The organism is Streptomyces sp. DvalAA-43, assembly GCF_900091725.1.
GTDB classification, from domain to species: Bacteria; Actinomycetota; Actinomycetes; order Streptomycetales; family Streptomycetaceae; genus Streptomyces; species Streptomyces pulveraceus.
Genome location: NZ_FMBW01000095.1, coordinates 150,980 through 175,937, shown reverse-complemented (window position 1 = coordinate 175,937; position 24,958 = coordinate 150,980). Strand labels below are relative to the sequence as shown.

Here is a 24,958-nt window from a genome sequence, read left to right as displayed (position 1 = left end):
AACACGGCCGCACCACCCGGCCGGCCCTGTTTGGATGGCGTGCATGCCGATCTTCCACGCATACGACGGGACCGAACTCGCCTACCGCCTTCTCGGGCAGGGCGCACCGCTGATCTGTCTGCCCGGCGGACCGATGCGGGCCGGTGCGTACCTGGGGGACCTCGGCGGACTCTCCGCCCGGCGCCGGCTCGTGGTGCCGGACCTGCGCGGTACCGGGGACTCCGCGGTGCCGGACGACCCCTCGACGTACCGCTGCGACCGGCTGGTCGACGATGTCGAGGCGCTGCGCGAACACCTCGGCGAGGAACGCGTCGACCTGCTCGCCCACTCCGCCTCCGCCAATCTGGCCGCGCTCTACGCCGCCCGGTACCCGGAGCGGCTGCGTACGCTCACGCTCGTCACCCCCGGCACCCGGGCGGTGGGCATCGACGTCACCGACCAGGACTGGCGCGAGGCGAGCGAACTCCGGCGCGACGAACCCTGGTACGCGCGGGCACGGGCAGCCCTGGACGACTTCCTCGCCGGGCGCGCCGGTGACCGGGGTCGCGCCGCCGTCGCACCGTTCGCCTACGGGCGTTGGGACGACGCCGCCCGGACCCACGCCGAGGCCGGCCCCGGACAGACCAACTCCGAGGCGGGAAAGGTCTATTACCAGGACGGCGTCTTCGACCCGGCCGCCACGAACGCCGCACTGGCGGCGGTCACCGCACCGGTTCTCGTCCTCGCGGGGGAGTACGACGCGGGACCGACCCCGGACCGCGCCGCCGAACTGGTCGCGGTCTTCCCCGACGCCGAATTCGTGGTGCAGCGCGGCGCCGCGCACTTCCCCTGGCTGGATGACCCGGGCGCCTTCGTCCGTACGGTGGCTGCTTTTCTCGACCCGGAGGTGCGCAGTGTGCAGGCCGGGGGCACCCGGCTCGCCTACCGGGTGTGGGGGGATCCGTCGGCACCGCCCGTCGTGCTCGCCCACGGCCGCTGCGGCGACAGCCGGACCTGGACCCGGATCGCCGAGCTCCTCGCCGCCGAACACCGGGTGTACGCCTTCGACTTCCGCGGCCACGGACTCAGCGACTGGCCCGGACGCTACTCCCTCGAACTGTTCCGGGACGACCTGCACGCCTTCCTGGAGGCCCGCAACCTGTGGGGAGCCACCGTGATCGGGCACTCCATGGGCGCCGCTGCCGCCTATCTGCTCGCCGAACGGGAACCGGGGCTGATCGGGCGACTCGTCCTGGAGGAGGTGCCGCCGCCGTTCCCGCTCGATCCGCCGCGCGGCCTCGCCCCACGGCCCGGCGAAGAACTGGAATTCGACTGGCCGGTGGTGCCGTCGACCGATGCCCAGCTCAACGAACCGGACCCCGGCTGGCGGGAACTCCTCGGCGCGATCACCGCCCCGACCCTCGTCATCGGCGGCGGCCCCACCAGCCAGATCGCCCAGGAGAGCCTGGCCTGGCTGGCGGGGCGGATACCCGACGGCCGGTTCGTCACCATCGACGCCGGACACCTCGTCCACACCGAGCGGCCCGACGAATTCCTCGCGGAGCTCAGGACGTTCGGCCTGACCTGAGGGCACCCGGGGCGCCGGCGACGAGGTCAGGAACGGTGCAGCAGCGAGGCCAGAACCTCGTGGAGGGTGCTCTCGGCATCCGCCGCGGGGCCCTCCGAACGCCAGGCCACGAAACCGTCGGGACGCACCAGCACGGCGCCCGCGGACGTCGTGCCGTGCAGCTCGGCCCAGTCCACACCGTTCTCCGGCTCCAGATCGGCACCCGGGCCGATGCCGTACGTCTGGAGCCGGACCGAGAGCCGGGCGGAGACCCGCGCCGCCGCCCGGCGCCACGCCACGTCCTCACCGTCAGTGAGCAGCACGAGCGTCTGCTCGTACAGATCCAGTGTGGACTTGCGATCACCGCCCTGATGGACCCACAGATGCGGTGCCCGGCTGCCCGGTTCACCGTTCAACTGCACACCCTGCGGCACCACCGGCTGCTCGGGGTCGGCGCCCAGCACGGCGCCGCGGGCATAGCGGTAACACAGCGCCACACTGAGCATGCCGCCCTGCTTCCCGCCGCCCACGCCCGGCGCCGCGGAGTACCCCGGGTGGCTGTGCTCGCTGGAGCGCGCCGAGGCCCGTGCGCTCGTCGCGCGGGCCACCGGCAGCCGCTCCGCCTCGTAGGTGTCCAGCAGGCCGGGGCCCGCTTCGCCCTTCAGTACGGTGGCGAGCTTCCAGGCCAGGTTGTGCGCGTCCTGGATACCGGTGTTGGAGCCGAACGCCCCGGTGGGGGACATCTCGTGGGCCGAGTCACCGGCGAGGAAGACCCGGCCGGAGGAGTACCGCTCGGCGACCCGCTCCGCGGCGTGCCACGGCGCCTTGCCGGTGATCTCGATGTCGATGTCCGGCGCCCCGACCGCCGTACGGATGTGCTCGGCACACCGCTCGTCCGTGAAGTCCTCCAGGGTTTCACCGAGTTGGGGCTGCCACGGGGCGTGGAACACCCACTCCTTCTTGTTGTCGACTGGCAACAGGGCACCGTCCGCCGCGGGGTTGGTCAGATAGCAGACGATGAACCGCCGGTCGCCGAGCACATCGGCCAGCTGACGGGAGCGGAAGGTGATGCTGACGTTGTGGAAGAGGTCGCCGGGCCCCGTACGGCCGATGCGCAGCTGCTCGCGGATGGGGCTGCGCGGCCCGTCGGCCGCGATGAGGTAGTCCGCGCGCACACTGATGTGCTCGCCGGTCTCCCGGTTCTTCAGTGCCGCGTCCACCCCTGAGGGATCCTGGTCGAAGCTCTGCATCTCGGTGGAGAACCGCAGGTCACCGCCCTGCTCCCGGGCCAGCTTCACCAGCACCGGCTCCAGGTCGTTCTGGCTGCACAGGCACCAGCCGGTCGGGCTGAACCGGGCGATGCCGCCCCCCGGGTCGATCTCCTTGAACAGCCACTCCTGGTCGTCCCCGGTGAGCGAACCGGCTTGCAGGATCCCGTGGTTGTCGGCGAGGACGGAGGCCGCCTGCCGGATGCCCGCCTCGGCACCCGCCGTGCGGAACACCTCCATCGTGCGGACGTTGTTGCCGCGGCCACGCGGGTGTGTCGAGGTGGACCGGTGTTTCTCGACCAGCAGGTGTTCGATCCCGAGCCGGCCGAGGAAAAGTGAGGCGGACAGGCCCACCAGGGAGCCGCCCACGATGAGGACCGGTACGCGAATGTCGACGTTCTCGTTCATCAGTTGCTCCAGCTCGGACGCCGTTCGGTTGCATTGTTCAATGCCCTGGTGAGAGCGGTTCGGACGCCCGCTCACCTGAACGGTTCATAAATCTCGCGCCACCCGGACCAGCGTTTCACGATCGGTCACGGAGACGATGCCCGCGGCCGTGGGGGCGGACCGTTCACATCCGCCGGGAGAGTCCCCGCTCCGAATCCACTCGCCAACCGACGGTTGACGGCATGCCACCCGGTCTGACCGCGCAACCGCCTCGAAGGAGATCGAAAGATGACCACCACCCTCTCGGAACGGATCTCCCAGTCCGCCTTCGACGGCTCCCGCCTGCGCGTGGTGCTGCTGCTGGACCTCTACGACGGGGCCCAGAAGGAGTTCCTGGAGGCGTACGAGCACCTGCGCAATCAGGTGGCGTCCGTCCCCGGCCACATCAGCGACCAGCTGTGCCAGTCCATCGAGAACCCCTCGCAGTGGCTGATCACCAGCGAATGGGACAGCGCGCCCCCCTTCCTCGCCTGGGTGAACAGCGAGGAGCACGTCGCGACGGTCCAGCCGCTGCACAACTGCGTGCGCGACACCCGCTCGCTGCGCTTCAGCGTCCTGCGGGAGACCGGGAAGGCGTTCGAGATGGCGCCCGAGACGTTCAGGAGCCGCCTCCAGGCGTCCCCGCGCCTGGGCGACGGGGTGGTGCGCCACGCGCTCACCTTCACCGTCAGGCCGGGCACCGAGGACGTCGTGGCCAAGATCCTGGCCGACTACGACTCGCCCAACGCACGCGTCGACGAGGACACCCGACTGCGCCGCACCTCGCTCTTCATGCACGGCAACCGCGTCGTGCGGGCCGTCGAGGTCGAGGGCGATCTCCTCGCCGCCCTGCGCCACGTCGCCCGGCAGCCCGAGGTCAGGGCCGTCGAAGAGGCGATCAACCCCTATCTGGAGCAGGACCGGGACCTCAGCGACCCGGACTCCGCCCGGATGTTCTTCACCCGGGCGGCGCTCCCCACCGTCCACCACGTGACCGCCGGCCGGCACAAGGCGGAGGACATCCGCCGCCACGCGCTCTTCTACCAGGCCAAGGAGGGCTGCGGCATGGCGCTGGCCCGCCTCCTCGCCGAGCACGACGAGGAAGCGGCCGACGACCCGGCGAGCATCATCGACAGCAGCACCATCTTCCAGCGCGACGACGTCGTCGTCCGCCTCCTCGAAGCCGTCGAACCGATCGACGCGCAGCCCGCCCAGGCGGTGGGCATCGACGGCCCCGGCAAGGTGGCCAGGCTCGGGCGTCTCCTCGACGGCGCCAGCAACGCCGTACCCGCGGACGAGCAGGGGATCTCGCGCTTCCTCGGCCAGTCCGAGATGACCCTGATCACGGATCGGCGGGCCATGGAGTCCTGAACCGCGCATCCGCCCCCTGGGGGGTTCTCGCTCAACCCGTCAACACAACGCGCAATGCGCCAGGAGGAAACAGTCATGACCATGCACCGGCCACGCATCGTGGACCTCAGCGAGACGCAGCCCAACCGCAGGCGCGGAGGAGACCTTCGCGCCATGCTCACGCCGACAGCGGTGGGAGCGACCAGCGGCTTCATGGGGCTGGCGATCGTTCAGCCCGGCGACCGCATCGGCGAGCACTACCACCCGTACTCCGAGGAGTTCGTGTACGTCGTGAACGGTCTGCTGGAAGTGGATCTGGACGGTGAACCGCACCGGATGCGGCCCGACCAGGGCCTGCTGATCCCTCCCCATGTACGCCACCGATTCCGCAACGTGGGCGACGTCGAGGCACGCATGGTCTTCCACCTCGGCCCGCTCGCCCCGCGCCCGGAGCTCGGCCACGTCGACACCGAGCACACCGAATCCGCCGACCGCGTCGCGCCGCCGGAACGAACGGAGGCAGCCTCATGACCCGCCGCGTGGCGGTCACCGGCGTGGGCGTCGTCGCCCCGGGCGGCATCGGCGCACCTGCCTTCTGGGACCTCCTCGCGAACGGACGCACCGCGACCCGCGGCATCACGCTCTTCGACCCGGCCGGCTTCCGCTCCCGGATCGCCGCCGAGTGCGACTTCGACCCGGCGGCGCACGGCCTGGACGCCGACACCGTCGACCGGTCGGACCGCTACATCCAGTTCGCGATGGTGGCCGCCCGGGAGGCCCTCGCCGACGCGGGCCTCGACCCGGAGAAGGTGGACCCCTGGCGCATGGGGGTGTCGCTGGGCACCGCGGTCGGCGGCACCACCCGGCTGGAGCACGACTACGTCGCGGTCAGCGAGGGCGGGGCCCGCTGGGACGTCGACCACCAGTCGGCCGGCCGCCATCTGGAGCGGGCCTTCTCGCCCAGCTCCCTCGCCTCGGCGGTGGCCGAGCAGGTCGGCGCGCACGGCCCGGTGCAGACCGTCTCCACGGGCTGCACCTCCGGCCTCGACGCGATCGGGTACGCCTTCCAGTCCATCGAGGAGGGCCGCGTCGACGTGTGCGTCGCCGGGGCGTCCGACTCACCGATCACCCCGATCACCGTGGCCTGCTTCGACGCGATCAAGGCCACCTCGGCCAACAACGACGACGCCGAACACGCCTCCCGGCCGTTCGACGCGCGCCGCGACGGCTTCGTCATGGGCGAGGGCGGCGCGGTCCTCGTCCTGGAGGAACTGGAGCACGCCCGTGCCCGCGGTGCCACCGTGTACTGCGAGATCGCGGGCTACGCCACCTTCGGCAACGCCTACCACATGACCGGACTGACCCCCGAGGGCCTGGAGATGGCCGAGGCGATCAACCGGGCACTGGGCCACGCCCGTATGGACGGCTCGCAGATCGACTACGTCAACGCGCACGGCTCGGGCACCAAGCAGAACGACCGGCACGAGACGGCCGCCGTGAAGCGGGCCCTGGGCGCGCACGCCTACGACATCCCGATGAGTTCGATCAAGTCCATGGTCGGCCACTCGCTGGGGGCCATCGGAGCGATAGAAATCGCGGCCTGCGTACTCGCCCTGGAGCACCAGACGGTGCCGCCGACGGCGAACTACGAGACCCCCGACCCCGAATGCGACCTCGACTACGTGCCGCGCACCGCACGTCCCCTGAAGCTGCGCAGCGTCCTCTCGGTGGGCAGCGGGTTCGGCGGCTTCCAGTCCGCTGTGGCCCTGACCAGAACAGGTGGGAGGACACCATGAGAACCCGCAAAGCCCGGCGCACCGTCGTCACCGGCATCGGTGTGGTCGCCCCCAACGGAAACAACACCGAGGCCTTCTGGAAGTGGACGCACGAAGGAATGAGCGTCCTGGACCGGGTCACCCGCGAGGGCTGTGAACACCTGCCCCTGCGGGTCGCGGGCGAGGTCCGGGGATTCGAGGCGGTCGAGCTGATCGAGGAGCGCTTCCTCGTCCAGACCGACAAGTTCACGCACTTCGCGATGGCCGCCGCGGACATCGCCCTGGACGACGCCAGGCTCGGCCGCGCCGACTACGAGAACTCCCCCTTCGACGTCGGAGTGGTGACCGCCGCCGGTTCCGGCGGTGGTGAATTCGGCCAGCGCGAACTCCAGCGGCTCTGGGGTCAGGGCCCCACCTACGTGGGCCCGTACCAGTCCATCGCCTGGTTCTACGCGGCCAGCACCGGCCAGATCTCGATCCGCGGCGGCTTCAAGGGGCCGTGCGCGGTCGTGGCCAGCGACGAGGCCGGCGGTCTGGACGCGCTGGCGCACGCCGCCCGTTCGATCCGCGGCGGCGCCGAAGCGGTGGTGGTCGGCGCGGCCGAGGCCCCGCTGGCGCCCTACTCGGTCGTCTGCCAGCTCGGCTACGAGGACCTGAGCACCGTCGAGGACCCCACCCGCGCCTACCGGCCGTTCACCTCGGAGGCCTGCGGCTTCGTGCCGGCCGAGGGCGGCGCCATGCTGGTGGTCGAGGAGGAGCAGTCGGCCCGTCGGCGCGGCGCCAGGGTACGGGCCGAACTCGCCGGGCACGCGGCCACGTTCACCGGGGCGGCCCGGTGGGAGGAGTCCCGGGAGGGTCTCGCCCAGGCGATCATCGGTGCCCTGCGGGAGGCCGACTGCGCACCGGACGAGATCGACGTCGTCTTCGCGGACGCCCTCGGCGTTCCGGCGGCCGACCGTGCCGAGGCGCTGGCGATCGCCGACGCCCTCGGCGCGTACGGCAAGCGGGTCCCGGTGACGGCGCCCAAGACCGGTATCGGGCGCGCCTACTGCGGCGCACCGGTGCTGGACGTGGCCGCCGCGGTGCTCTCCATGGAGAACGCGCTCATACCGCCCACCCCGAACGTCTACGAGGTGTGCCACGACCTCGACGTGGTGACCGGCAGCGCCCGCCCCGCCGAACTGCGGACGGCGCTGGTGCTCAGCCGCGGGCTGATGGGCTCGAACGCGGCGATGGTGCTGCGGTGCTCCGACGACCCCCGAACGTGAGAAGGAGAAGTACCCATGACCGACCGACTGACCTACACGGAGCTCGCCGTCCTGATGAAGAAGGGCGCCGGAGTCACCGTGGACCCGCGCGACATGGAGCAGCGTCCCGGGTCCGCCTTCGACGAGTACGGCCTCGACTCGCTGGGCCTCCTCGGCATCGTGGGCGTACTGGAGAACCGGCACGGCCGGGCGCTGCCGGCCGACGCGGACCGTTGCAAGACCCCGCAGGAATTCCTCGACCTCGTCAACAACAGCCTCATGACAGGAGCCTGACGTGTCCGGACACACCGAGAACGAGATCACCATCGCCGCCCCCCTGGAGCTGGTCTGGGACGTGACGAACGATCTGGAGAACTGGCCGCGGCTGTTCAGCGAGTACGCCGCGGTCGAGATCATCGAGCGGGACGGCGACAGCACGACCTTCCGTCTGACGATGCACCCCGACGAGAACGACAAGGTGTGGAGCTGGGTCTCGGAGCGGACCGTGGACCGTGCCACGCGCACCGTCCGCGCCCGCCGTGTCGAGCCCGGTCCGTTCCAGCACATGAACATCCGGTGGGAGTACTCGGAGGTTCCCGGCGGCACCATGATGCGGTGGGCCCAGGACTTCGCGATGCGTCCCGACGCCCCCGTCGACGACGCCTGGATGACCGACAACATCAACCGCAACTCCAAGGTCCAGATGGAGCTGATCCGGGACAAGATCGAGCAGCGCGACCGGGAGCGCCGCACCGCCTCGGTCGGGGCCAACTGACCCGCCGTCCGCCGACGGCTCGCCACCCGGCCGCCCGGCCGGGTGGCCGGGCCGGGAACCAGAAAGGCATCCCCCGATGCACCACGCTCTGATCGTCGCCCGGATGGCACCGGGTTCGGCGCCCGACATCGCCGAGCTGTTCGCAGCCTCCGACAGCGGCGAACTGCCGCACCTCGTCGGCGTCACCAGGCGCAAGCTCTTCCAGTTCGGCGACGTGTACCTGCACCTGATCGAGTCGGAGCAGCCGCCGGGCCCCGAGATCGCGAAGGTGACCGAGCACCCCGAGTTCAAGGACATCAGCGACAAGCTCACCGCCTACGTCAGCGCGTACGACCCGCAGACCTGGCGCGGTCCCAAGGACGCCATGGCCCACGAGTTCTACCGGTGGGAGCGCGGCACCCCCGCCTGAGAACGACGATCGCCCCGGGCCCGGCCGCAAGGCCGGGCCCGGGGCGATGTCCGTGCTGCCGGGGCGGGGAGGTCAGTCCGGGACCACGCACTCGAACGCGTGGAGGTAGGCGTTGACCGCGACGACCTCGCCGATCAGCAGGCCGGCGTCCGAGATCCGGGTGACCAGGCTCTCCCTGGTGTGCTTGGCGCCGCCGACGTTGAGGAGCAGCAGCAGGTCCATCGCGGTGGTGAACCGCATCGAGGGGGTGTCGTCGACGAGGTTCTCGATGATGACGACCCTGGCTCCCGGGCGGCCCGCCGCGACGATGTTGCGCAGCGTCCGGCGGGTGCTGTCGTCGTCCCACTCCAGGATGTTCTTGATGATGTAGAGGTCGGCCTGGACGGGGATGGCCTCACGGCAGTCCCCGGCGACGATCCGGGTCCGCTCGACGAGCGCGCCCTCGTCCCGCAGCCGGGCGTCGGCACGGGCCACCACGCCCGGCAGGTCCATCAGGGTGCCGCGGAGGGACGGGTGCTTCTCCAGCAGGCTCGCCAGCACGTGCCCCTGGCCGCCGCCGATGTCGGCGACCGAGGACACCCCGGTGAGGTCGAGGAGTTCGGCGACGTCCAGCGCGGACTGCACGCTGGAGGTGGTCATCGCCCGGTTGAAGATCTGCGCGGACTCGTGGGCGTCCTGGTGGAGGTACTCGAAGAACCCCTTGCCGTGCACGTCGGCGAAGACGCTCCGGCCGGTGCGGACCGCGTCGTCGAGGTGCGGCCAGACGTCCCAGGTCCAGGGCTCGGTGCACCAGAGCGAGATGTCGCGCAGGCTGTTGGGGTCGTCCTCGCGCAGCAGGCGCGACATCTCCGTGTGGGCGAACTCCCCGTCCGGGGTCTCGGTGAAGATCCCGTAGCAGGACAGGGCGCGCAGCAGCCGACGCAGCGGTGCCGGCTCGACCCGCACCACGGCCGCCAGTTCCTGTGCCGTCGCGGGCGTCTCGCCCAGCGCGTCGGCGACGCCCAGGCGGGCGGCGGCGCGCACGGCGGCGGCCCTGGCCGCGCCGAAGACGAGCTCACGCAGCTGCATGGCGGGCTGAGGAGGAGTGACGGGGTGCGGGAGGGCGGCGTGGACGGGGGTGGAGGCGGGAGTGGGGGCGGGGGTGGGGCTCACAGTGGTCATGCTGTTTCGCTTCTCCTCGTGCGGGGGTGCACCGGTCAGCACATCCCGGCCGGTGCGGACTGGGTGCAGACGTTGTCGGTGAAGGTGTTGCCCTTGCCGGTGTCCCCATTGGCGAGGTCGGCCGGCTTGTTGCCGAGCGCGACATTGCCGCTGATGGTGTTGCCGGTGTTCTTCGTGCCCACGAAGCTCTTGAACAGGACGACACCGCCGGACATCGGGGTGGCGCCGGAGTTGTCGCGGATCGTGTTCGAGCGGACCTCGGTGTCCGCGGCGCCGGTGAGCACGATGCCGGAACCCTGGATGGCCGGCAGCCGTTCGGTCGCGGGGCAGAACTTGTTGTTGCCGCTGATCTCGTTGGACTCGATCCTCATCGCCCCGGCCTGTGGCCTCCCCTCGTCGCCCACGACGAACACACCGTTGCAGTTGCCGGTGAAGCTGTTGTCGTGGACCGACAGGTTGCGCACACGCCGGGCGGTGAAACCGATCCGGTTGTCCGTGAGCGTGTTGTCCCGGAGCTCGGTGCCCAGGGTGTCGGTGGCGCCGCCCTCCTCGTCGACGGTGTTGGCGACGAAGATGCCCGCGTCGCCGTTGGCACGGGCGGTGTTGCCCGCGAACGCGCCACGGGTGGAGCGCTCCTGGGCGATGCCCCAGACACCGTTGTGCTCGGAGGTGACCCGCCGGACGGTCAGCCGGTCGGTCCAGGAGGCCCAGACACCGTTCTTCTTGAACCCGGAGACGGTCAGCGATTCGATGCGCACACCGTCCACGGTGTGGCCCGCCCGGCCCAGGACGCAGATTCCGTTGCCGGCCTTCGCGCAGGCGTCGGTGACCCGTGCGCCCGGCTCGGCCGGCTGGACGACGGTACGGCTGCCGGAGCCGCGCAGGGTCAGGCCGGGCGTGGTGACCAGGACGCTCTCCCGGTACGTGCCGGGCAGCACGACGACGGTGTCACCCGGCCGGGCGGCGTCCACCGCCCGCTGGATCGACTGACCCGGGTGGACCACATGGGCGCTCGCGGCGGAGGCGGAGGCGGAGGGGATGGACATGCCGAGTCCCGCGGCCGACAGGGCCGCGACGGGGACCAGGATCTTGATGTTTCGTTTCCTCATGAGCCGAAGCTATGGGCGATCTCCCCCGGTTGCCACACAGGGTGAGCGGATGGGTTCGGGGCGTGCCCGAATGGCTTAGAGCGTTCGGCGGTAGGTGTCGCGGCGTCGCGGGGCCGCGGCACGCGCTGCCTACTGCCGAGCGCTCTTGCGCGGGCTCCGCCGCCCGGCGGCCGGCCCCGCTCCGGCCGCGCGGGCGCTGTGCGGTCATTCCCTGGATTCGCACCGGGGTTCGACGACCGAGCGGGCCCACCGGTAGTCGGCCTTGCCGCTCGGTGAGCGCTGGATCCGGCCGGTGATCACCAGCCGGCGGGGGATCTTGTAGCCCGCCAGACGGGTCCTGCAATGGGTCTGGAGATCGTCGAGCGAGGGCTCGGGTGCCCCTTCGCGCAGCTGTACCACCGCCGCGACACGGTTGCCCCACCGTTCGTCGGGCACCGCGGCGACCAGCACGTCGTACACGTCCGGATGCGCCTTCAGCGCCTGCTCGACCTCCTCGGGGTACACCTTCTCGCCCCCGGTGTTGATGCACTGCGAGCCGCGGCCGAGGACCGTGACGATGCCGGCCTCGTCCACCGTCGCCATGTCACCGAGCAGGACCCATCGCTCGTCGCCCCTGCGGAAGAAGGTCTCCGCGGTCTTGTCCGGGTCGTTGTAGTAGCCCAGCGGAACGTGCCCGCGCTGGGCGATCCGCCCCGGCTCGCCCGGGGCCACCGGCTCGTACGTGGCCGGGTCGACCACCGCCGTACGGGAGTTGACCTGGAGTCGGAACCCGTTCTCCGGGCCCGAGTCGGCCGTCGCCGTGCCGTTGAACCCGGACTCCGAGGAGCCGAAGTTGTTCAGCAGCATCACCGTCGGCACCAGGGCCTGGAACTCCGCGCGCACCGAGTCCGACATGATCGCGCCCGAGCTGGACACGGAGAACATCGACGAGCAGTCGGTGCCCTTCAGCGGGCCGTTCAGCGCGTCGATCAGCGGGCGCAGCATCGCGTCGCCCACCAGCGACACACTGGTGACCTTCTCCTTCTCGATCGTGCGGAGCACCTCCTGGGGCACGAACTTGCGGTGGAGCACGACCCGCTGCCCGAAGTTGAAACCGATGAAGGCGGTGAGCGTCGAGGTGCCGTGCATCAGCGGGGGAGTGGGGAAGAAGGTGATTCCGTCACCGCCCGCGGCGACCCGTTCGGCCAGTTCCTGCGGGGACTTCACCGGTTCGCCGGTCGGTGCGCCGCCGCCCAGGCCGGAGAAGAAGAGGTCCTCCTGGCGCCACATCACGCCCTTGGGCATTCCGGTGGTGCCGCCGGTGTAGATGATGAACTGGTCGTCGGCCGACCGCGGCGGGAAGCCGCGCTCCGCGCTGCCGGCCGCCTCGGCATCGGTGAACGCGACGGCGTCCGGGCCCCCGGCCCCCGCTTCCGGCACGCCCACCCGCACCAGATGCCGCAGGCCCGGGGCCTGCGGCGCGGCGGCCGCGACCCGCTCGTCGAACTCGGCGTCGAAGACCAGTGCGGCCAGATCCGCGTCGCGGTAGAGGTAGACCAACTCCTCTTCCACGTAGCGGTAGTTCACATTGACCGGGACGATGCGGGCTTTGAGGCAGGCCAGCACGGTCTGGAGGTACTCGACCCCGTTGTAGAGGTGCAGCCCCAGATGCTCGCCCGGGGCGATGCCCGCCTCGATCAGATGGTGGGCGAGGCGGTTGGCCGCCGCGTCCAGCTCGGCGTAGGTCAGCCGGCGCTCCGCGCCCGTACCGGGATGGTCGAGGTAGACGAGCGCCTCGCGTTCCGGGACCGCGTCGACGACCGACTCGAACAGGTCGGCAAGGTTGTACTCCACCGTTCCTCCTGACCCCGGAAACTGACTGGTTCGGCGGTCATTAGAGCGCCGGGAGGCGCAACTGGGAAGAGGTGCCGCCCAGTAAATCTGACTAGCTGTCAGAAAACTATTGAACTGGGCCCCCACCTACTGCAACCTGTTCTAGGTCTTTGGATGGGAGGCGGACAATGGCTGGTACGGAACACCTCGCCGTGCGGCGCGAGGGCGCCACACTGGTGCTCACCCTGAACAGGCCGGAGGCGAAGAACGCCCTGTCGCTGCCGATGCTGGTCGGGTTGTACGACGGCTGGCTGGCGGCGGACGAGGACGACACGATCCGCTCGGTCGTACTGACCGGCGCGGGCGGCTGCTTCTGCGCCGGAATGGACCTCAAGGCCCTGGCGGGCAAAGGGATGGAGGGCGAGCAGTACCGGGACCGGATGACCGCCGACCCCGATCTGCACTGGAAGGCGATGCTGCGCCACCACCGCCCCCGCAAACCGGTCATCGCCGCCGTGGAGGGCCACTGCGTGGCGGGCGGCACCGAGATCCTCCAGGGCACCGACATCCGGATCGCCGGTGCGGGCGCCACCTTCGGGCTCTTCGAGGTGCGGCGCGGACTCTTCCCCATCGGCGGCTCGACGGTCCGGCTGCCGCGCCAGATCGCCCGGACGCACGCGCTCGAAATGCTCCTCACCGGACGCCCGTACAGCGCCGGGGAAGCGGCCGCCATCGGACTGATCGGCCGGGTCGTCCCCGACGGCACCGCACTGGAGGAGGCCCTCTCCGTCGCCGAGCGGATCAACACCTGCGGACCGCTCGCCGTCGAAGCCGTCAAGGCCTCCGTCTACGAGACCGCCGAGATGACCGAGACCGAGGGGCTGGCCGCCGAACTGAAACGCGGCTGGCCGATCTTCGCGACCGACGACGCCAAGGAAGGCGCCCGCGCCTTCGCCGAGCAGCGCCCGGCCGTCTACCGACGCGCCTGAGCCGAGGAGGCAACCGTGCCCGAAGCCCTCAGCGCCCCGCTGGTGGTCGAATTCCCCTTCACCCGCTCCCTCGGACCCGTCCAGAGCGCCTTCCTCACCGGACTGCGCGAACGCACCGTCCTCGGTGTCCGTACCGCCGGGGGAAAGGTCCTGGTCCCGCCCGTCGAGTACGACCCCGTCACCGCGGAGGAGATCCGTGAGCTGACCGAGGTCGCCGCCACCGGCACCGTCACCACCTGGGCCTGGAACCCCGCCCCGCGCCCCGCCCAGCCCCTCGCCACCCCCTTCGCCTGGGTCCTGGTCCGGCTCGACGGCGCCGACACCGCCCTCCTGCACGCCCTCGCCGCACCCGGCCCCGAGACCGTGCGCACCGGCATGCGGGTCCGGATCCGCTGGGCCGCCGAGCGGACCGGCGCGATCACGGACATCGCCTGCTTCGAACCGTACGACGGCGAGGAGACCGGCCGGCCCGCCCCGCACGACGGCGTGTTCACCGACCCCGTCACCGGCATCGTCACCCCCGCCCGGCTCGACTACCGGTACACCCCCGGCCGCGCCCAGAGCGCGTACCTCGACGCACTCTCCCGGCAGCGCATCGTCGGCGAGCGATGCCCGTCCTGCCACAAGGTGTACGTACCGCCCCGCGGCGCCTGCCCCACCTGCGGAGTCGCCACCACCGAACGGGTCGAGGTCGGCCCGCGCGGCACCGTGACCACGTTCTGCATCGTCAACATCAAGGCGAAGAATCTCGACATGGACGTCCCCTACGTCTACGCGCACATCGCCCTGGACGGCGCGGACCTCGCCCTGCACGCACGGATCGGCGGCATCCCCTACGACCAGGTGCGCATGGGGCTGCGCGTCGAACCCGTCTGGACCGAGGGCGGGCGGCACCCCGACCACTACCGGCCGACCGGCGAGCCCGACGCCGACTACGACGCGTACAAGGAGCTGCTCTAGATGCGAGACGTGGCGATCGTCGCCTTCGCGCAGACGGACCATCTGCGGCACACCGACGAACTCTCCGAAGTCGAGATGCTGATGCCCGTCCTCCACCGGGTCCTGGACGCGACCGGGCTCAGGACCAGCGACATCGGCTTCACCTGCTCCGGCTCCAGCGACTATCTCGCGGGCCGCGCCTTCTCCTTCACCATGGCCCTCGACGGCGTCGGCGCCTACCCACCGATCTCCGAGTCCCATGTGGAGATGGACGGTGCCTGGGCGCTGTACGAGGCCTGGGTGAAGATCCAGACGGGACAGGCGGACACCGCGCTCGTCTACTCCTACGGGAAGTCCTCGCCCGGCACGGTGCGCGACGTCCTCACCCGCCAGCTCGACCCGTACTACCTCGGCCCGCTCTGGCCGGACTCCGTGGCGCTCGCAGCCCTCCAGGCCCAGGCGCTGATCGACGCGGGCGACACGGACGAGGCCGCCCTCGCGGAGATCGCCCACCGCAGCCGCACCGCCGCGGCGGACAACCCGCACGCCCAGGTCGGGGGACCGGTCCCGGCCGGCGACTACGTCGTGCGGCCGCTGCGTACCGGCGACTGCCCGCCGGTCGGTGACGGCGCGGCCGCCGTGATCCTCGCCGCGGGCGACACCGCACGGGCCCTGTGCCCCCGCCCCGCCTGGATCCGCGGCATCGACCACCGCATCGAGGCCCACGGCCTCGGCGTCCGGGAGCTGACCGAGTCACCGTCCACCCGGCTCGCCGCGACCCGGGCCGGCCTCTTCCGACGCCCTGTGGACACGGCCGAGTTGCATGCCCCGTTCACCTCCCAGGAGGTGGTGCTGCGCAAGGCGCTCGGACTCGACGACAGCGTGAACGTCAACCCGTCCGGCGGCGCGCTGGCCGCCAACCCCGTCATGGCCGCCGGACTGATCCGCCTCGGCGAGGCCGCCGCCCGCATCCACCGCGGCGAGTCCGACCGGGCACTCGCCCACGCCACCTCCGGGCCCTGCCTGCAGCAGAACCTGGTCGCCGTCCTCGAAGGGGAGAGCGCTCATGTCTGAGGAGCCCGTGGCCGTTGTCGGCATCGGCCAGACGAAGCACGTGTCCGCGCGCCGGGACGTCTCCATCGCCGGACTCGTCCGCGAGGCCGCCGTCCGCGCCCTGGAGGACGCGGCACTGACCTGGGCGGACATCGACGCCGTCGTCATCGGCAAGGCACCCGACTTCTTCGAGGGCCTGATGATGCCGGAGCTCTATCTCGCCGACGCCCTCGGCGCGGTCGGTAAACCGATGCTCCGGGTGCACACCGCGGGCTCCGTCGGCGGCTCCACCGCGCTCGTCGCCGCCAACCTGGTCTCCGCGCGGGTGCACCGCACCGTCCTCACGCTCGCCTTCGAGAAGCAGTCCGAGTCCAACGCCATGTGGGGGCTCTCGCTGCCCATCCCGTTCCAGCAGCCGCTGCTGGCCGGAGCCGGCGGCTTCTTCGCCCCGCACGTGCGGGCGTACATGCGCCGCACCGGTGCGCCCGACACGGTCGGCTCCCTCGTCGCGTACAAGGACCGCCGCAACGCGCTGAAGAATCCGTACGCGCACATCCACGACCCGGACATCACCCTGGAGAAGGTCCGCTCGGCCCCGATGCTCTGGGACCCGATCCGCTACTCGGAGACCTGCCCGTCCTCCGACGGGGCCTGCGCGATGATCCTCACCGACCGCGCCGGAGCCGCCCGTTCGCCGCATCCGCCCGCCTGGGTGCACGGCGGAGCGATGCGCAGCGAGCCGACCCTCTTCGCCGGCAAGGACTTCGTCTCGCCCCGGGCGGGCCGCGACTGCGCCGCCGATGTGTACCGGCAGGCGGGCATCGGCGACCCGCGCCGCGAGATCGACGCCGTGGAGATGTACGTACCGTTCTCCTGGTACGAGCCGATGTGGCTGGAGAACCTCGGCTTCGCCGACGAGGGCGAGGGATGGAAGCTCACCGAGTCCGGCGTCACCGAACTCGACGGCGATCTGCCGGTGAATCCCTCGGGCGGGGTGCTCTCCACCAATCCCATCGGCGCCTCCGGCATGATCCGTTTCGCCGAAGCCGCTCTGCAGGTACGGGGACAGGCGGGCGAACACCAGGTGCCGGGCGCCCGGAAGGCCCTCGGCCACGCGTACGGCGGCGGGGCGCAGTTCTTCTCCATGTGGCTGGTCGGAGCCGAGCCCCCCACCCGCTGACACCCGGTCGTCCCGGACCTCCGCAAGCCCCTTCCGCGCCCTGTCCGGGACCGCCGGGGGTGGCTACGCTTTGGCCCGGGACGACAAGTGGGAGGAGCCGACGTGGCGGAGCGCACCACGGCCCAACAGCCCTTCTCGGGCTGGGACAAGCCGGACCTCGATCTGAGCGACGCGCAGTGGCGGTCGGGCAGCCGGGGCGCGGGAGACGTCCAGATCGCCTTCGTCGAGGGGTTCATCGCGATGCGCCAGGCCGGCAAGCCCGGCAGCCCGTCGCTCATCTTCACCCCGGCCGAGTGGCGTGCTTTCGTGGTGAACGCCCGCGACGGCGAGTTCGACCTCACCTGAGCACCGCACGGTGACGTCCCCGTGCCGGGCGCGTCACCGCACACCGTGGGTAGCGTGGTCGTCGTGAACGGTGAACGCGATCTCAGGACCCTGCTGGGCGGAATGCGACCGGAGCTGAACCCCGGCCGCTATGTCTTCACGACCGTGCCCGGCGACGCCGTGCCCACCGGTGTGGCGCCCGTCGTCACGGTCGCCGAGTCCGAGGGGCTGACGCTGGTCCTCCCGGAGGCGGAGGCGGAGGCGGTCTCGGCCGGGCTGGACCACGCCTACGCGGCCGCCTGGATCACCCTCCGTGTCCACTCCGCGCTGGACGCGGTCGGGCTGACCGCCGCCGTGGCCCTGGCGCTCACCGACGCGGGGCTGAGCTGCAATGTGGTGGCAGGCTTCCACCACGACCACCTGTTCGTCCCGTACGACCGGGGCGAGGAGGCCCTCGGCGTGCTGGAAGCGCTGGCCGCGGAATCCTCCCGGGAGCCGGGGCGCGGATCCGCCTGAGCCGGGCGCGCGGAGCCGCCCGGGTCCGGTCCGGGCACCCGTCGGCGCCCCGGCCTGCGCGGACCCGGCTCCGCAACGTGAGCCCGGACACGTAACATGGCTGCATGTCCTTCCTCCGCCGCCGTAGCGCCGCCACACCCGCGGGCCCCGACTTCGACGTCCTGGCCATGGACCCGGGGGACTGGCCCGGAAACCTCGGCGCCGGTCTGCTGCCCGCGCCCGACGGAAGCTGTCAGGGCGTCTTCCTGCGCTACGACCTGTTCGGCGGCCGCGGCCCCGCGATGATCATCGGCAACCTCCCGGAGGGCTCGCCCGCCCGCGAGACCGAGGAGGGCCAGGTCCCCTTCGAGGTCGCCCAGCTGCTGCTCGCGCTGGAGAACGACGAGCCGGTCGAGGTCACCGGCACGGAGGACATGCCCGTGATGCAGGGTGACAACCTGCTGATCGTCCGCCGGGTCAAGCTCTCCGAGAGCCGGATCTCCTGTGTCCAGTTCGACCGCAGCGACGGCGTGCTCGTCACCATCGCCAGCTGGGACCGGCCGATCACCGACGATCTGTACACCCTGCTGAAGCCCCTGCCCGCCGAGCTGTTCCAGCAGGGCTGAAACGGTCCTTCCCGCAGGCCGTCCGCGCGTTTCGGGCGGCTGCGGGGCCCAGGTCCCGACATCTGTCCAAGCGCTTGCGGCCTCCGTCCAAGAGGCCGCTTTGTCATGTTCCTTGTCCGGCCAGTCGTCGGACCTCTACCGTCGGCCGCATGACTTCCGGGATCACGCGACGCACCACAGTGAAGACAGCGATCGGCGCAACCGGTGCCCTGGCACTGGGAATTCCCGCCCTCTCCGGTACGGCAGCAGCCACCGGTACCTCCGATGAATCAGCGGGCGCCACCCACCCGAAGCAACAGGCTGAGCTGACGCTGCGGTACGACGCCCCCGCCGCGAACTGGGAAAGCGAGTCCTTGCCCATCGGCGGCGGCGCCCTCGGCGCGAGCGTGTACGGGACGCTCGCCTCCGAGCAGCTCACCTTCAACGAGAAGACGCTCTGGACCGGCGGCCCCGGCTCCGTCCAGGGCTACGACTTCGGGAACTGGACCGCTCCCCGGCCCGGCGCCCTCGCCGGTGTACAGCAACGGCTCGACAGCCAGGGCAGCCTCGGCCCGGACGCCGTCGCCGCCGAACTCGGACAGGCGCGGCGCGGCTACGGCGCCTACCAGGTCTTCGGCGATCTGCGGCTGGAGCTGCCGGACGCGCCGGCCGCCCCCGACGCTTCCTACCGCCGCACCCTCGATCTGCGCAACGCCCTCGCCGCCGTCACCTACATCCACCAAGGCGCCCGCCACACACGGGAGTTCTTCGCCTCGCATCCGGGCCGGGTCATCGCCGGGCGCCTCGCCGCCGATCGTCCGGGGCGGGTCTCCTTCACCCTGCGCCACACCTCGCCCCGCAGCGACTGCACTGTCACCGCCGACCGCGGCCGGCTCACCGTACGCGGCGCGCTGGCGGACAACGGCCTGCGCTTCGAGGCCCAGATCCGCGTCCTGACCAGCGGCGGCACCGTCACCGCGGGAGCGGACGGGACCCTCACCGTCACCGGAGCCGACAGCGCCTGGTTCGTCCTCGCCGCGGGCACCGACTACGCCGACGCCCACCCCTCCTACCGCGGCGAAGACCCGCACCGGGCGGTCACCGCCGCCGTGGACTCCGCCGCCCGGACCTCCTACGAGAAGGTCCGCGACACCCACGTACGCGACCACCGCGCCCTCTTCGACCGGGTCGCCCTCGACATCGGCCAGCAACTGCCCGACCTGCCCACCGACCAGCTGCTCGCCCGGTACACCGGAGGCGCGAGCCCCGCCGACCGGGCGCTGGAAGCGCTGTTCTTCCAGTACGGCCGCTACTTGCTGATCGCCTCCTCGCGCGCCGGGTCGCTGCCCGCCAACCTCCAGGGCGTCTGGAACAACTCCACCACCCCGCCCTGGTCCGCCGACTACCACAGCAACATCAACCTCCAGATGAACTACTGGCCCGCCGAGGTCACCAACCTCGCCGAGACCACCGCACCGTACGACCGCTACATCGAAGCGATGCGCGCCCCCGGCCGGCAGACGGCGAAGGAGATGTTCGGGACCGCCGGCTGGGTGGTGCACAACGAGACCAACCCGTACGGCTTCACCGGCGTCCACGACTGGTCCACCGCCTTCTGGTTCCCGGAGGCCGCTGCCTGGCTGACCCAGCAGATGTACGAGCACTACCGGTTCGGCGGCTCCACCGACTACCTGCGCTCCACCGCCTACCCGGCGATGAAGGAGGCGGCCGAATTCTGGCTGGCCAATCTGCGCACCGACCCGCGCGACGGACTGCTCGTGGTCACCCCCAGCTACTCTCCCGAGCACGGCGACTTCACCGTCGGCGCCGCGATGTCCCAGCAGATCGTGCACGACCTCCTCACCAACACCCTGGAGGCCGCCCGCACCCTCGGCGACGCACCCGCCTTCCGCGGCCGCCTGGAGAACGCCCTCGACCGGCTCGACCCCGGCCTGCGGGTCGGCTCCTGGGGCCAGCTCCAGGAGTGGAAGGCCGACCGCGACGATCCGGCCGACGACCACCGCCATGTCTCGCACCTCTTCGCCCTGCACCCCGGGCGGCAGATCGAACCCGGCGGTCAGTGGGCCGAAGCGGCCAAGGTCTCCCTCCGCGCACGCGGCGACGGCGGCACCGGCTGGTCCAAGGCGTGGAAGATCAATTTCTGGGCTCGGCTGCGCGACGGCGACCACGCCCACCGGATGCTCGCCGAGCAGCTGAAGGGCTCCACCCTGCCCAACCTCTGGGACACCCACCCGCCCTTCCAGATCGACGGCAACTTCGGCGCCACCTCGGGCATCGCCGAGATGCTGCTGCAGAGCCAGCACGACACTGTCGACATCCTCCCCGCCCTCCCGTCGAGCTGGCCGGACGGATCGGTACGCGGACTGCGCGCCCGGGGAGGCTTCACCGTCGACGTCGAATGGGCCGCGGGGCAGGCCCGCCGTGTGGTGATCACGGCGAGCCGAAACCGTGAAGTGACCGTCCGCAGCACGCTCTTCACGAGCGGCGAGAAGGTCTTCAAGGCACGCGCCGGCAGCCGCTACACGCTGACCGCCGAAGGCTGAGCGAACAGCGCGGTCACCCGCGCCGCCGAGACGCCGAGCCCCGTGGGACCGCTGATGTGCCACGGGGTTCCGGTGCCCCGCCGCAGGTCCTGTTCGCGGTAACGCCGGCAGTCCCGGTGCCAGATCAGGATGCCCGCGAGCCAGTGCTTGAGCTCCCGCACGTACCCGGCCAGGACCTCCCTCGCCTCCGCGTCCAGCCCGAAGTCGTCGTAGAGCACCGGGAGTTCCTGCTCGGCGACATGGAGGAACTGCCGCAGCCGCGACTTCATCAGGTCATGGACGATCGCCACCCCGGTCGGATAGTCCACCCCGAAGAAGTTCTGCACGACCAGGACGCCGTTGTGCACCTCGCCCTCGAACTCGATCTCCTTCTGGTACGAGAACAGGTCGTTGAGCAGACACGCGTAGTCCGCCGCCGCGTTCTCCAGGGAGCGCAGTGGCCCGCTGTGGTAGATCTCCGGCGGAACCTTCCTGCCGTGACCCAGCCTGCACAGGCTCATCGTGAGGTCGGAACCGAAGGTCATGCGGCGCATCTCGACGTAGTCCACCGGGTCGGGGATACGGTTCTGCACCTGGTTCGCGAGTTCCCACACCCAGCTCGCCGTCATGTCCTCGACCGCCTTGCGGAACGCGTGCCGGCCGCTCGTGTCCATCGGCGCCGAGGTCCGCGCCCAGAGATCGGCGAGCCCCCGCTCCAGAGCGTTGACCGGTTCGGGCGTCGCGCCCCCGTCCAGGGGCATGAACAGCGACAGACGCTCATTGGCGAGCTTGGCCCCCGCCAGGTCACGGGCCCGCCCGTGCACCACCGGGAACCAGTCGTCGCCGTACGTCCCCCAGGTCAGCCACTGTGAGGAGAGGTCCAGCTCCTCCGGGGTCGCGTCCGGGTGCAACCCCGCCGCGCACAGCGGCAGATCGGTCGCGAGGAGCCGCTCCTCGTCCCAGATGTGCGAACCGGGCACCCCCGGCTGCGCCTCCAGGATGCCCATGCGGCGCGACCAGTCGACGATCCGCACCCGGGCCCCGGCCAGATGCGGGCTGAGCGTCGTGCCGAAGGGCAGCTCGAAGTCGGGCAGCAGCGACGGGCCGACGCGCTGGTAGGGCACATGGGTGAGGCCGCGCAGCCGGGCCGACTCCGAGCGCCGGGTGAACCGGATCGACGCCGCGGCCATGCCGAAGCCGGTCGTGGCCGCCTCGACCGCGCCGTCGTTCATGTAGCGGCTGGAGCGCATGTGCCACTCATGACCGCCGGACTGCCAGTCCTGCAAGCCCTTGACGTACGCGAGCACCGCCGAGGTCCGGGCAGGATCGAGCCCCTTCTCCGCACAGAGCGGCCCGAGTTCGGTGAGCGCGGTGTTCTCGAACTGCTGGAGCCGGGACGTCAGCAGATCGTTCACCGCGTCGGCGGCCTCCTGGGTGGTGCAGCCGAGGAAGTGCTCCAGCACGAGCACACCGTTGCTGTTCTCGCCCTCGTCCTCGACCTCCCGCTGGTACGAGAAGAGGTCGTTGCGCAGATGCACGGCGTCGGAGAAGGCGTCCCGCAGTACCCGCAGCGCGCGTTCGTGCGCCACCGCCTCGGGGACCTCGGCGTTCGCCGCGTACTCCACGAGCCCGGCCGACCAGGGGGCGCCGCCCACCTTGCGGCGCATCTCGATGTACTCGACGGGGTTCGCGATGCGCCCCTCGTTGATGTTGGCGAGCTCCCACAGCGACTCGTTGAGCAGGTTCTCCGTCGCCACGGCGAACCTGGCCCGCCAGGCGTCGGACATGCTCGGCACCGTACGCGCCCACAGGTCGGCCAGCCCCGCCTCGACCGGATTGGTCGGCTCCGGCATCGGGGCCCCGCGGTCCATCGGCATGAAGGCGGGCAGCCGGTCCAGGTAGCGCTTGCCGCCCTCGCGGTCGGGGGTGCGCTTGAAGAGCTCCAGGAAGTGGTCGTCGAAGAAGAAGACCCACACGTACCAGTCGGTGACCAGCGAGAGGGCCTCGGCCGAGCAGTCGGGGTGGGTGTATGCGCACAGCAGCGCGTAGTCGTGGGAGTCGATGTCCTTCTCCTCCCAGATGCCCGAACCCTCCACCATCCCTATGCTGCGCGCCCACTGCTTGGTGTGTACGCGTGCCTCCTCGACGTGGGGGTTGAGCCGTGCCGGATACGGAACGTAGAAGTCCGGCAGGGTGAAGGGCTGAGCCATGTGCGTCCGGCCTTTCCTGGATCGCCGCGCGCGTGCCGCACGGACATGATCGTGTCGGCGCGAGCACTACCCTTCGGCCGTTCGGAGTACGCACATCCTGGATTAGTCAGATAAAAGGTGTATTCATTGGCGGTGCTCCAGTGGGGGGAGGAGGCCGCCAGACCGGCCCCGAACCCTGGGCAACGAGCCGTCGTCGACGACCGGTTGAATCTTTCCGTCGCAGGTCAGCAGCCCTGCCAGTGGTCTGGTCCACTGGCTCGGCCCGCGACCTGCACGGATCCCTTGACGTGCTGTCATCTCAGGTCGGAGAGTGTGCGCGCACAGCGGAACAGCGGAATCGGATCACGCACGGCTCCAACACGCACGGCTCCAAGAAGGGTTGTCATGACGTCCAAGCAGAGGACCGGACTCGCACTCGCGTTGACAGGTGTCGGTGCACTGAGCATGGCGCTGCTCAGCCCCACGGCGCAGGCCGGTGCGGACGGGGTACGGCCGGAGTGCCCGCGCAGTCTCGGCTGCGACTGGGTCCCGGCTGCCTACCAGCAGACGGGTGACCCGGCCGACAAGGAGACGTACGGGAACTACGACACCGCGGACCGGCCGCACACCAACAAGATCAGATTCATCGTCCTGCACGACACCGAGGAAGACTTCGACACCACCCTGAAGATCTTCCAGAACCCGCTGAAGCAGACCTCCGCCCATTACGTGGTGCGTTCGGCCGACGGCCACGTCACCCAGATGGTCAAGGGCAAGGACGTCGCCTGGCAGGCGGGCAACTGGTATCTCAACAGCCAGTCCATCGGCATCGAGCAGGAGGGCATCGCCGTCGAGGGTGCCAAGTGGTACACCCCCGAGATGTACCGTTCGACCGCCGCGCTGGTGCGCTACCTCGCGGCCAAGTACGACATACCGCTCGACCGCCAGCACATCATCGGCCACGACGGAGTGCCGCCCACCAGCGCGTCCGGGACCAAGAACATGCACTGGGACCCGGGCACGTACTGGGACTGGAACCGCTTCATGGCGCTGCTCGGCAAGCCCACCGTGCCCAGCGCTCCCAGGAGCAGCAAGCTGATCACCGTCAGTCCGGACTTCAAGAAGAACCGGCAGGCGTTCCGGGACTGCGAGAAGGGCGTCGACCTGCCGGTCCAGGGCTCCAGCGCCGTCCCGCTGCACACCGCGCCGTCCACCGACGCGCCCCTCTTCTCCGACCCCGGCCTGCACACCGACGGCTCGCCCGGCACGAACTGCGTCGCCGACTGGGGCAGCAAGATCAGCGCCACCCAGCAGGCCGTCGTCGCGGACCACGCCCCCGGCTGGACGGCGATCTGGTGGTACGGCCAGAAGGCCTGGTTCGAGACCCCGGCCCACAGCCGGAACACCACGCCCACCTCCGGCTATGTCGTCAGGCCGAAGGCCGGCCGCACGGACGTGCCGGTGTACGGGGTCGCGTACCCGGAGGCGTCCGAGTACCCCGCGGACTTCACGGACAAGCGGGTGGGCTCGCCGCTCCCGTACACGATCAAGGCCGGTCAGTCCTACCCCGGCGGCGGCGAGGCGCCGACCGGCTTCTTCTACGCGCCGACGATCGACGCCTCGTACCCGCTCGACCACGCGTACTTCCGCGGCAAGGAGAAGTACGTGACGGTGCAGATCGGCCACCGGATCGCCTTCGTGAAGGCGTCCGACGTGGACATCGTGCGCACGCGCTGAGACCGCCTACGACGGGAGCCGGGCCC

At 70.8% G+C, this 24,958-nt stretch carries 22 protein-coding genes; 17 read left to right on the top strand and 5 right to left on the bottom strand.

What is annotated here, in order from left to right:
* The first annotated feature begins 43 nt into the window (after positions 1 to 43).
* Positions 44 to 1,567 (top strand): alpha/beta fold hydrolase, encoded by a 1,524-nt coding sequence (locus GA0115234_RS40630; RefSeq protein ID WP_093551861.1) that lies wholly within the window; start codon positions 44 to 46, stop codon positions 1,565 to 1,567.
* A gap of 26 nt (positions 1,568 to 1,593) precedes the next feature.
* Here GA0115234_RS40630 and GA0115234_RS40625 read toward each other — a convergent pair whose 3' ends face one another.
* Positions 1,594 to 3,222: an FAD-dependent oxidoreductase gene (locus GA0115234_RS40625; RefSeq protein ID WP_093551859.1), complete on the bottom strand. Its 1,629-nt coding sequence runs from the start codon at positions 3,220 to 3,222 to the stop codon at positions 1,594 to 1,596.
* Between the two features lie 267 nt (positions 3,223 to 3,489).
* On the opposite strand from GA0115234_RS40625, the gene GA0115234_RS40620 reads away from it, so the two are divergent.
* The 7 genes from GA0115234_RS40620 (at position 3,490) to GA0115234_RS40590 (ending at position 8,796) form a co-directional block, all read left to right on the top strand.
* Positions 3,490 to 4,611: a SchA/CurD-like domain-containing protein gene (locus GA0115234_RS40620; protein ID WP_093551857.1), complete on the top strand. Its 1,122-nt coding sequence runs from the start codon at positions 3,490 to 3,492 to the stop codon at positions 4,609 to 4,611.
* Between the two features lie 75 nt (positions 4,612 to 4,686).
* Positions 4,687 to 5,121 (top strand): cupin domain-containing protein, encoded by a 435-nt coding sequence (locus GA0115234_RS40615; protein ID WP_093551855.1) that lies wholly within the window; start codon positions 4,687 to 4,689, stop codon positions 5,119 to 5,121.
* The gene (locus GA0115234_RS40610; RefSeq protein WP_093551853.1) at positions 5,118 to 6,386 is read left to right on the top strand and encodes a beta-ketoacyl-[acyl-carrier-protein] synthase family protein; all 1,269 of its coding nucleotides are present in this window, start codon (positions 5,118 to 5,120) and stop codon (positions 6,384 to 6,386) included. Before GA0115234_RS40615 ends, GA0115234_RS40610 begins: the two co-directional genes overlap by 4 nt.
* Positions 6,383 to 7,633 (top strand): ketosynthase chain-length factor, encoded by a 1,251-nt coding sequence (locus GA0115234_RS40605; RefSeq protein ID WP_093551851.1) that lies wholly within the window; start codon positions 6,383 to 6,385, stop codon positions 7,631 to 7,633. Before GA0115234_RS40610 ends, GA0115234_RS40605 begins: the two co-directional genes overlap by 4 nt.
* Positions 7,634 to 7,648: 15 nt before the next feature.
* Positions 7,649 to 7,906, top strand: a complete 258-nt coding sequence (locus GA0115234_RS40600; RefSeq protein ID WP_072484754.1) for an acyl carrier protein — start codon at positions 7,649 to 7,651, stop codon at positions 7,904 to 7,906.
* 1 nt (position 7,907) lies between these two features.
* On the top strand, positions 7,908 to 8,387 hold the full coding sequence (locus GA0115234_RS40595; RefSeq protein WP_093551847.1) for an SRPBCC family protein: 480 nt from the start codon (positions 7,908 to 7,910) through the stop codon (positions 8,385 to 8,387).
* A 76-nt stretch (positions 8,388 to 8,463) separates the two neighbouring features.
* On the top strand, positions 8,464 to 8,796 hold the full coding sequence (locus tag GA0115234_RS40590) for a TcmI family type II polyketide cyclase (RefSeq protein WP_093551845.1): 333 nt from the start codon (positions 8,464 to 8,466) through the stop codon (positions 8,794 to 8,796).
* Positions 8,797 to 8,868: 72 nt separating this feature from the next.
* Here the strand turns inward: GA0115234_RS40590 and GA0115234_RS40585 are convergent, their stop codons facing one another.
* From GA0115234_RS40585 to GA0115234_RS40575, 3 genes are all read right to left on the bottom strand, one after another.
* Entirely contained in the window at positions 8,869 to 9,957 is a 1,089-nt protein-coding gene (locus GA0115234_RS40585) for a methyltransferase (RefSeq protein WP_093551843.1), read from the bottom strand.
* Positions 9,958 to 9,992: 35 nt separating this feature from the next.
* Positions 9,993 to 11,066 carry a right-handed parallel beta-helix repeat-containing protein gene (locus GA0115234_RS40580; protein WP_093551841.1) on the bottom strand — a complete coding sequence of 358 codons (1,074 nt, stop codon included), beginning with the start codon at positions 11,064 to 11,066 and terminating at the stop codon, positions 9,993 to 9,995.
* A 204-nt stretch (positions 11,067 to 11,270) separates the two neighbouring features.
* Positions 11,271 to 12,899, bottom strand: a complete 1,629-nt coding sequence (locus GA0115234_RS40575) for an acyl-CoA synthetase (RefSeq protein WP_093551839.1) — start codon at positions 12,897 to 12,899, stop codon at positions 11,271 to 11,273.
* Positions 12,900 to 13,066: 167 nt separating this feature from the next.
* On the opposite strand from GA0115234_RS40575, the gene GA0115234_RS40570 reads away from it, so the two are divergent.
* From GA0115234_RS40570 to GA0115234_RS40535, 8 genes are all read left to right on the top strand, one after another.
* Positions 13,067 to 13,867 (top strand): crotonase/enoyl-CoA hydratase family protein, encoded by an 801-nt coding sequence (locus tag GA0115234_RS40570; protein ID WP_093551837.1) that lies wholly within the window; start codon positions 13,067 to 13,069, stop codon positions 13,865 to 13,867.
* 15 nt (positions 13,868 to 13,882) lie between these two features.
* A complete protein-coding gene (locus GA0115234_RS40565; RefSeq protein ID WP_093551835.1) occupies positions 13,883 to 14,827 on the top strand; it encodes a Zn-ribbon domain-containing OB-fold protein in 945 nt (314 codons plus the stop codon).
* Complete coding sequence (locus tag GA0115234_RS40560; RefSeq protein ID WP_093551833.1) at positions 14,828 to 15,880, top strand: thiolase domain-containing protein; 1,053 nt, start codon at positions 14,828 to 14,830, stop codon at positions 15,878 to 15,880. It begins immediately after the preceding gene.
* Entirely contained in the window at positions 15,873 to 17,039 is a 1,167-nt protein-coding gene (locus GA0115234_RS40555) for a thiolase domain-containing protein (protein ID WP_093551831.1), read from the top strand. The genes GA0115234_RS40560 and GA0115234_RS40555 overlap by 8 nt, the downstream gene beginning before the upstream one ends.
* 102 nt (positions 17,040 to 17,141) lie before the next feature.
* A complete protein-coding gene (locus tag GA0115234_RS40550) occupies positions 17,142 to 17,384 on the top strand; it encodes a DUF397 domain-containing protein (RefSeq protein ID WP_093551829.1) in 243 nt (80 codons plus the stop codon).
* Positions 17,385 to 17,447: 63 nt separating this feature from the next.
* Positions 17,448 to 17,879 (top strand): ACT domain-containing protein, encoded by a 432-nt coding sequence (locus tag GA0115234_RS40545; RefSeq protein ID WP_093552025.1) that lies wholly within the window; start codon positions 17,448 to 17,450, stop codon positions 17,877 to 17,879.
* 104 nt (positions 17,880 to 17,983) lie between these two features.
* A complete protein-coding gene (locus GA0115234_RS40540; RefSeq protein ID WP_018550733.1) occupies positions 17,984 to 18,484 on the top strand; it encodes a hypothetical protein in 501 nt (166 codons plus the stop codon).
* Positions 18,485 to 18,633: 149 nt separating this feature from the next.
* Positions 18,634 to 21,027: a glycoside hydrolase family 95 protein gene (locus GA0115234_RS40535; protein ID WP_093551827.1), complete on the top strand. Its 2,394-nt coding sequence runs from the start codon at positions 18,634 to 18,636 to the stop codon at positions 21,025 to 21,027.
* On the opposite strand, the gene GA0115234_RS40530 is transcribed toward GA0115234_RS40535, so the two are convergent.
* Positions 21,003 to 23,216 carry a terpene synthase family protein gene (locus GA0115234_RS40530; protein WP_093551825.1) on the bottom strand — a complete coding sequence of 738 codons (2,214 nt, stop codon included), beginning with the start codon at positions 23,214 to 23,216 and terminating at the stop codon, positions 21,003 to 21,005. The two genes, GA0115234_RS40535 and GA0115234_RS40530, sit on opposite strands and share 25 nt — an antisense overlap.
* A gap of 384 nt (positions 23,217 to 23,600) precedes the next feature.
* Here GA0115234_RS40530 and GA0115234_RS40525 point away from each other — a divergent pair, with 384 nt between their 5' ends.
* Positions 23,601 to 24,932 (top strand): N-acetylmuramoyl-L-alanine amidase, encoded by a 1,332-nt coding sequence (locus GA0115234_RS40525; RefSeq protein ID WP_093551823.1) that lies wholly within the window; start codon positions 23,601 to 23,603, stop codon positions 24,930 to 24,932.
* Positions 24,933 to 24,958 lie beyond the last annotated feature (26 nt).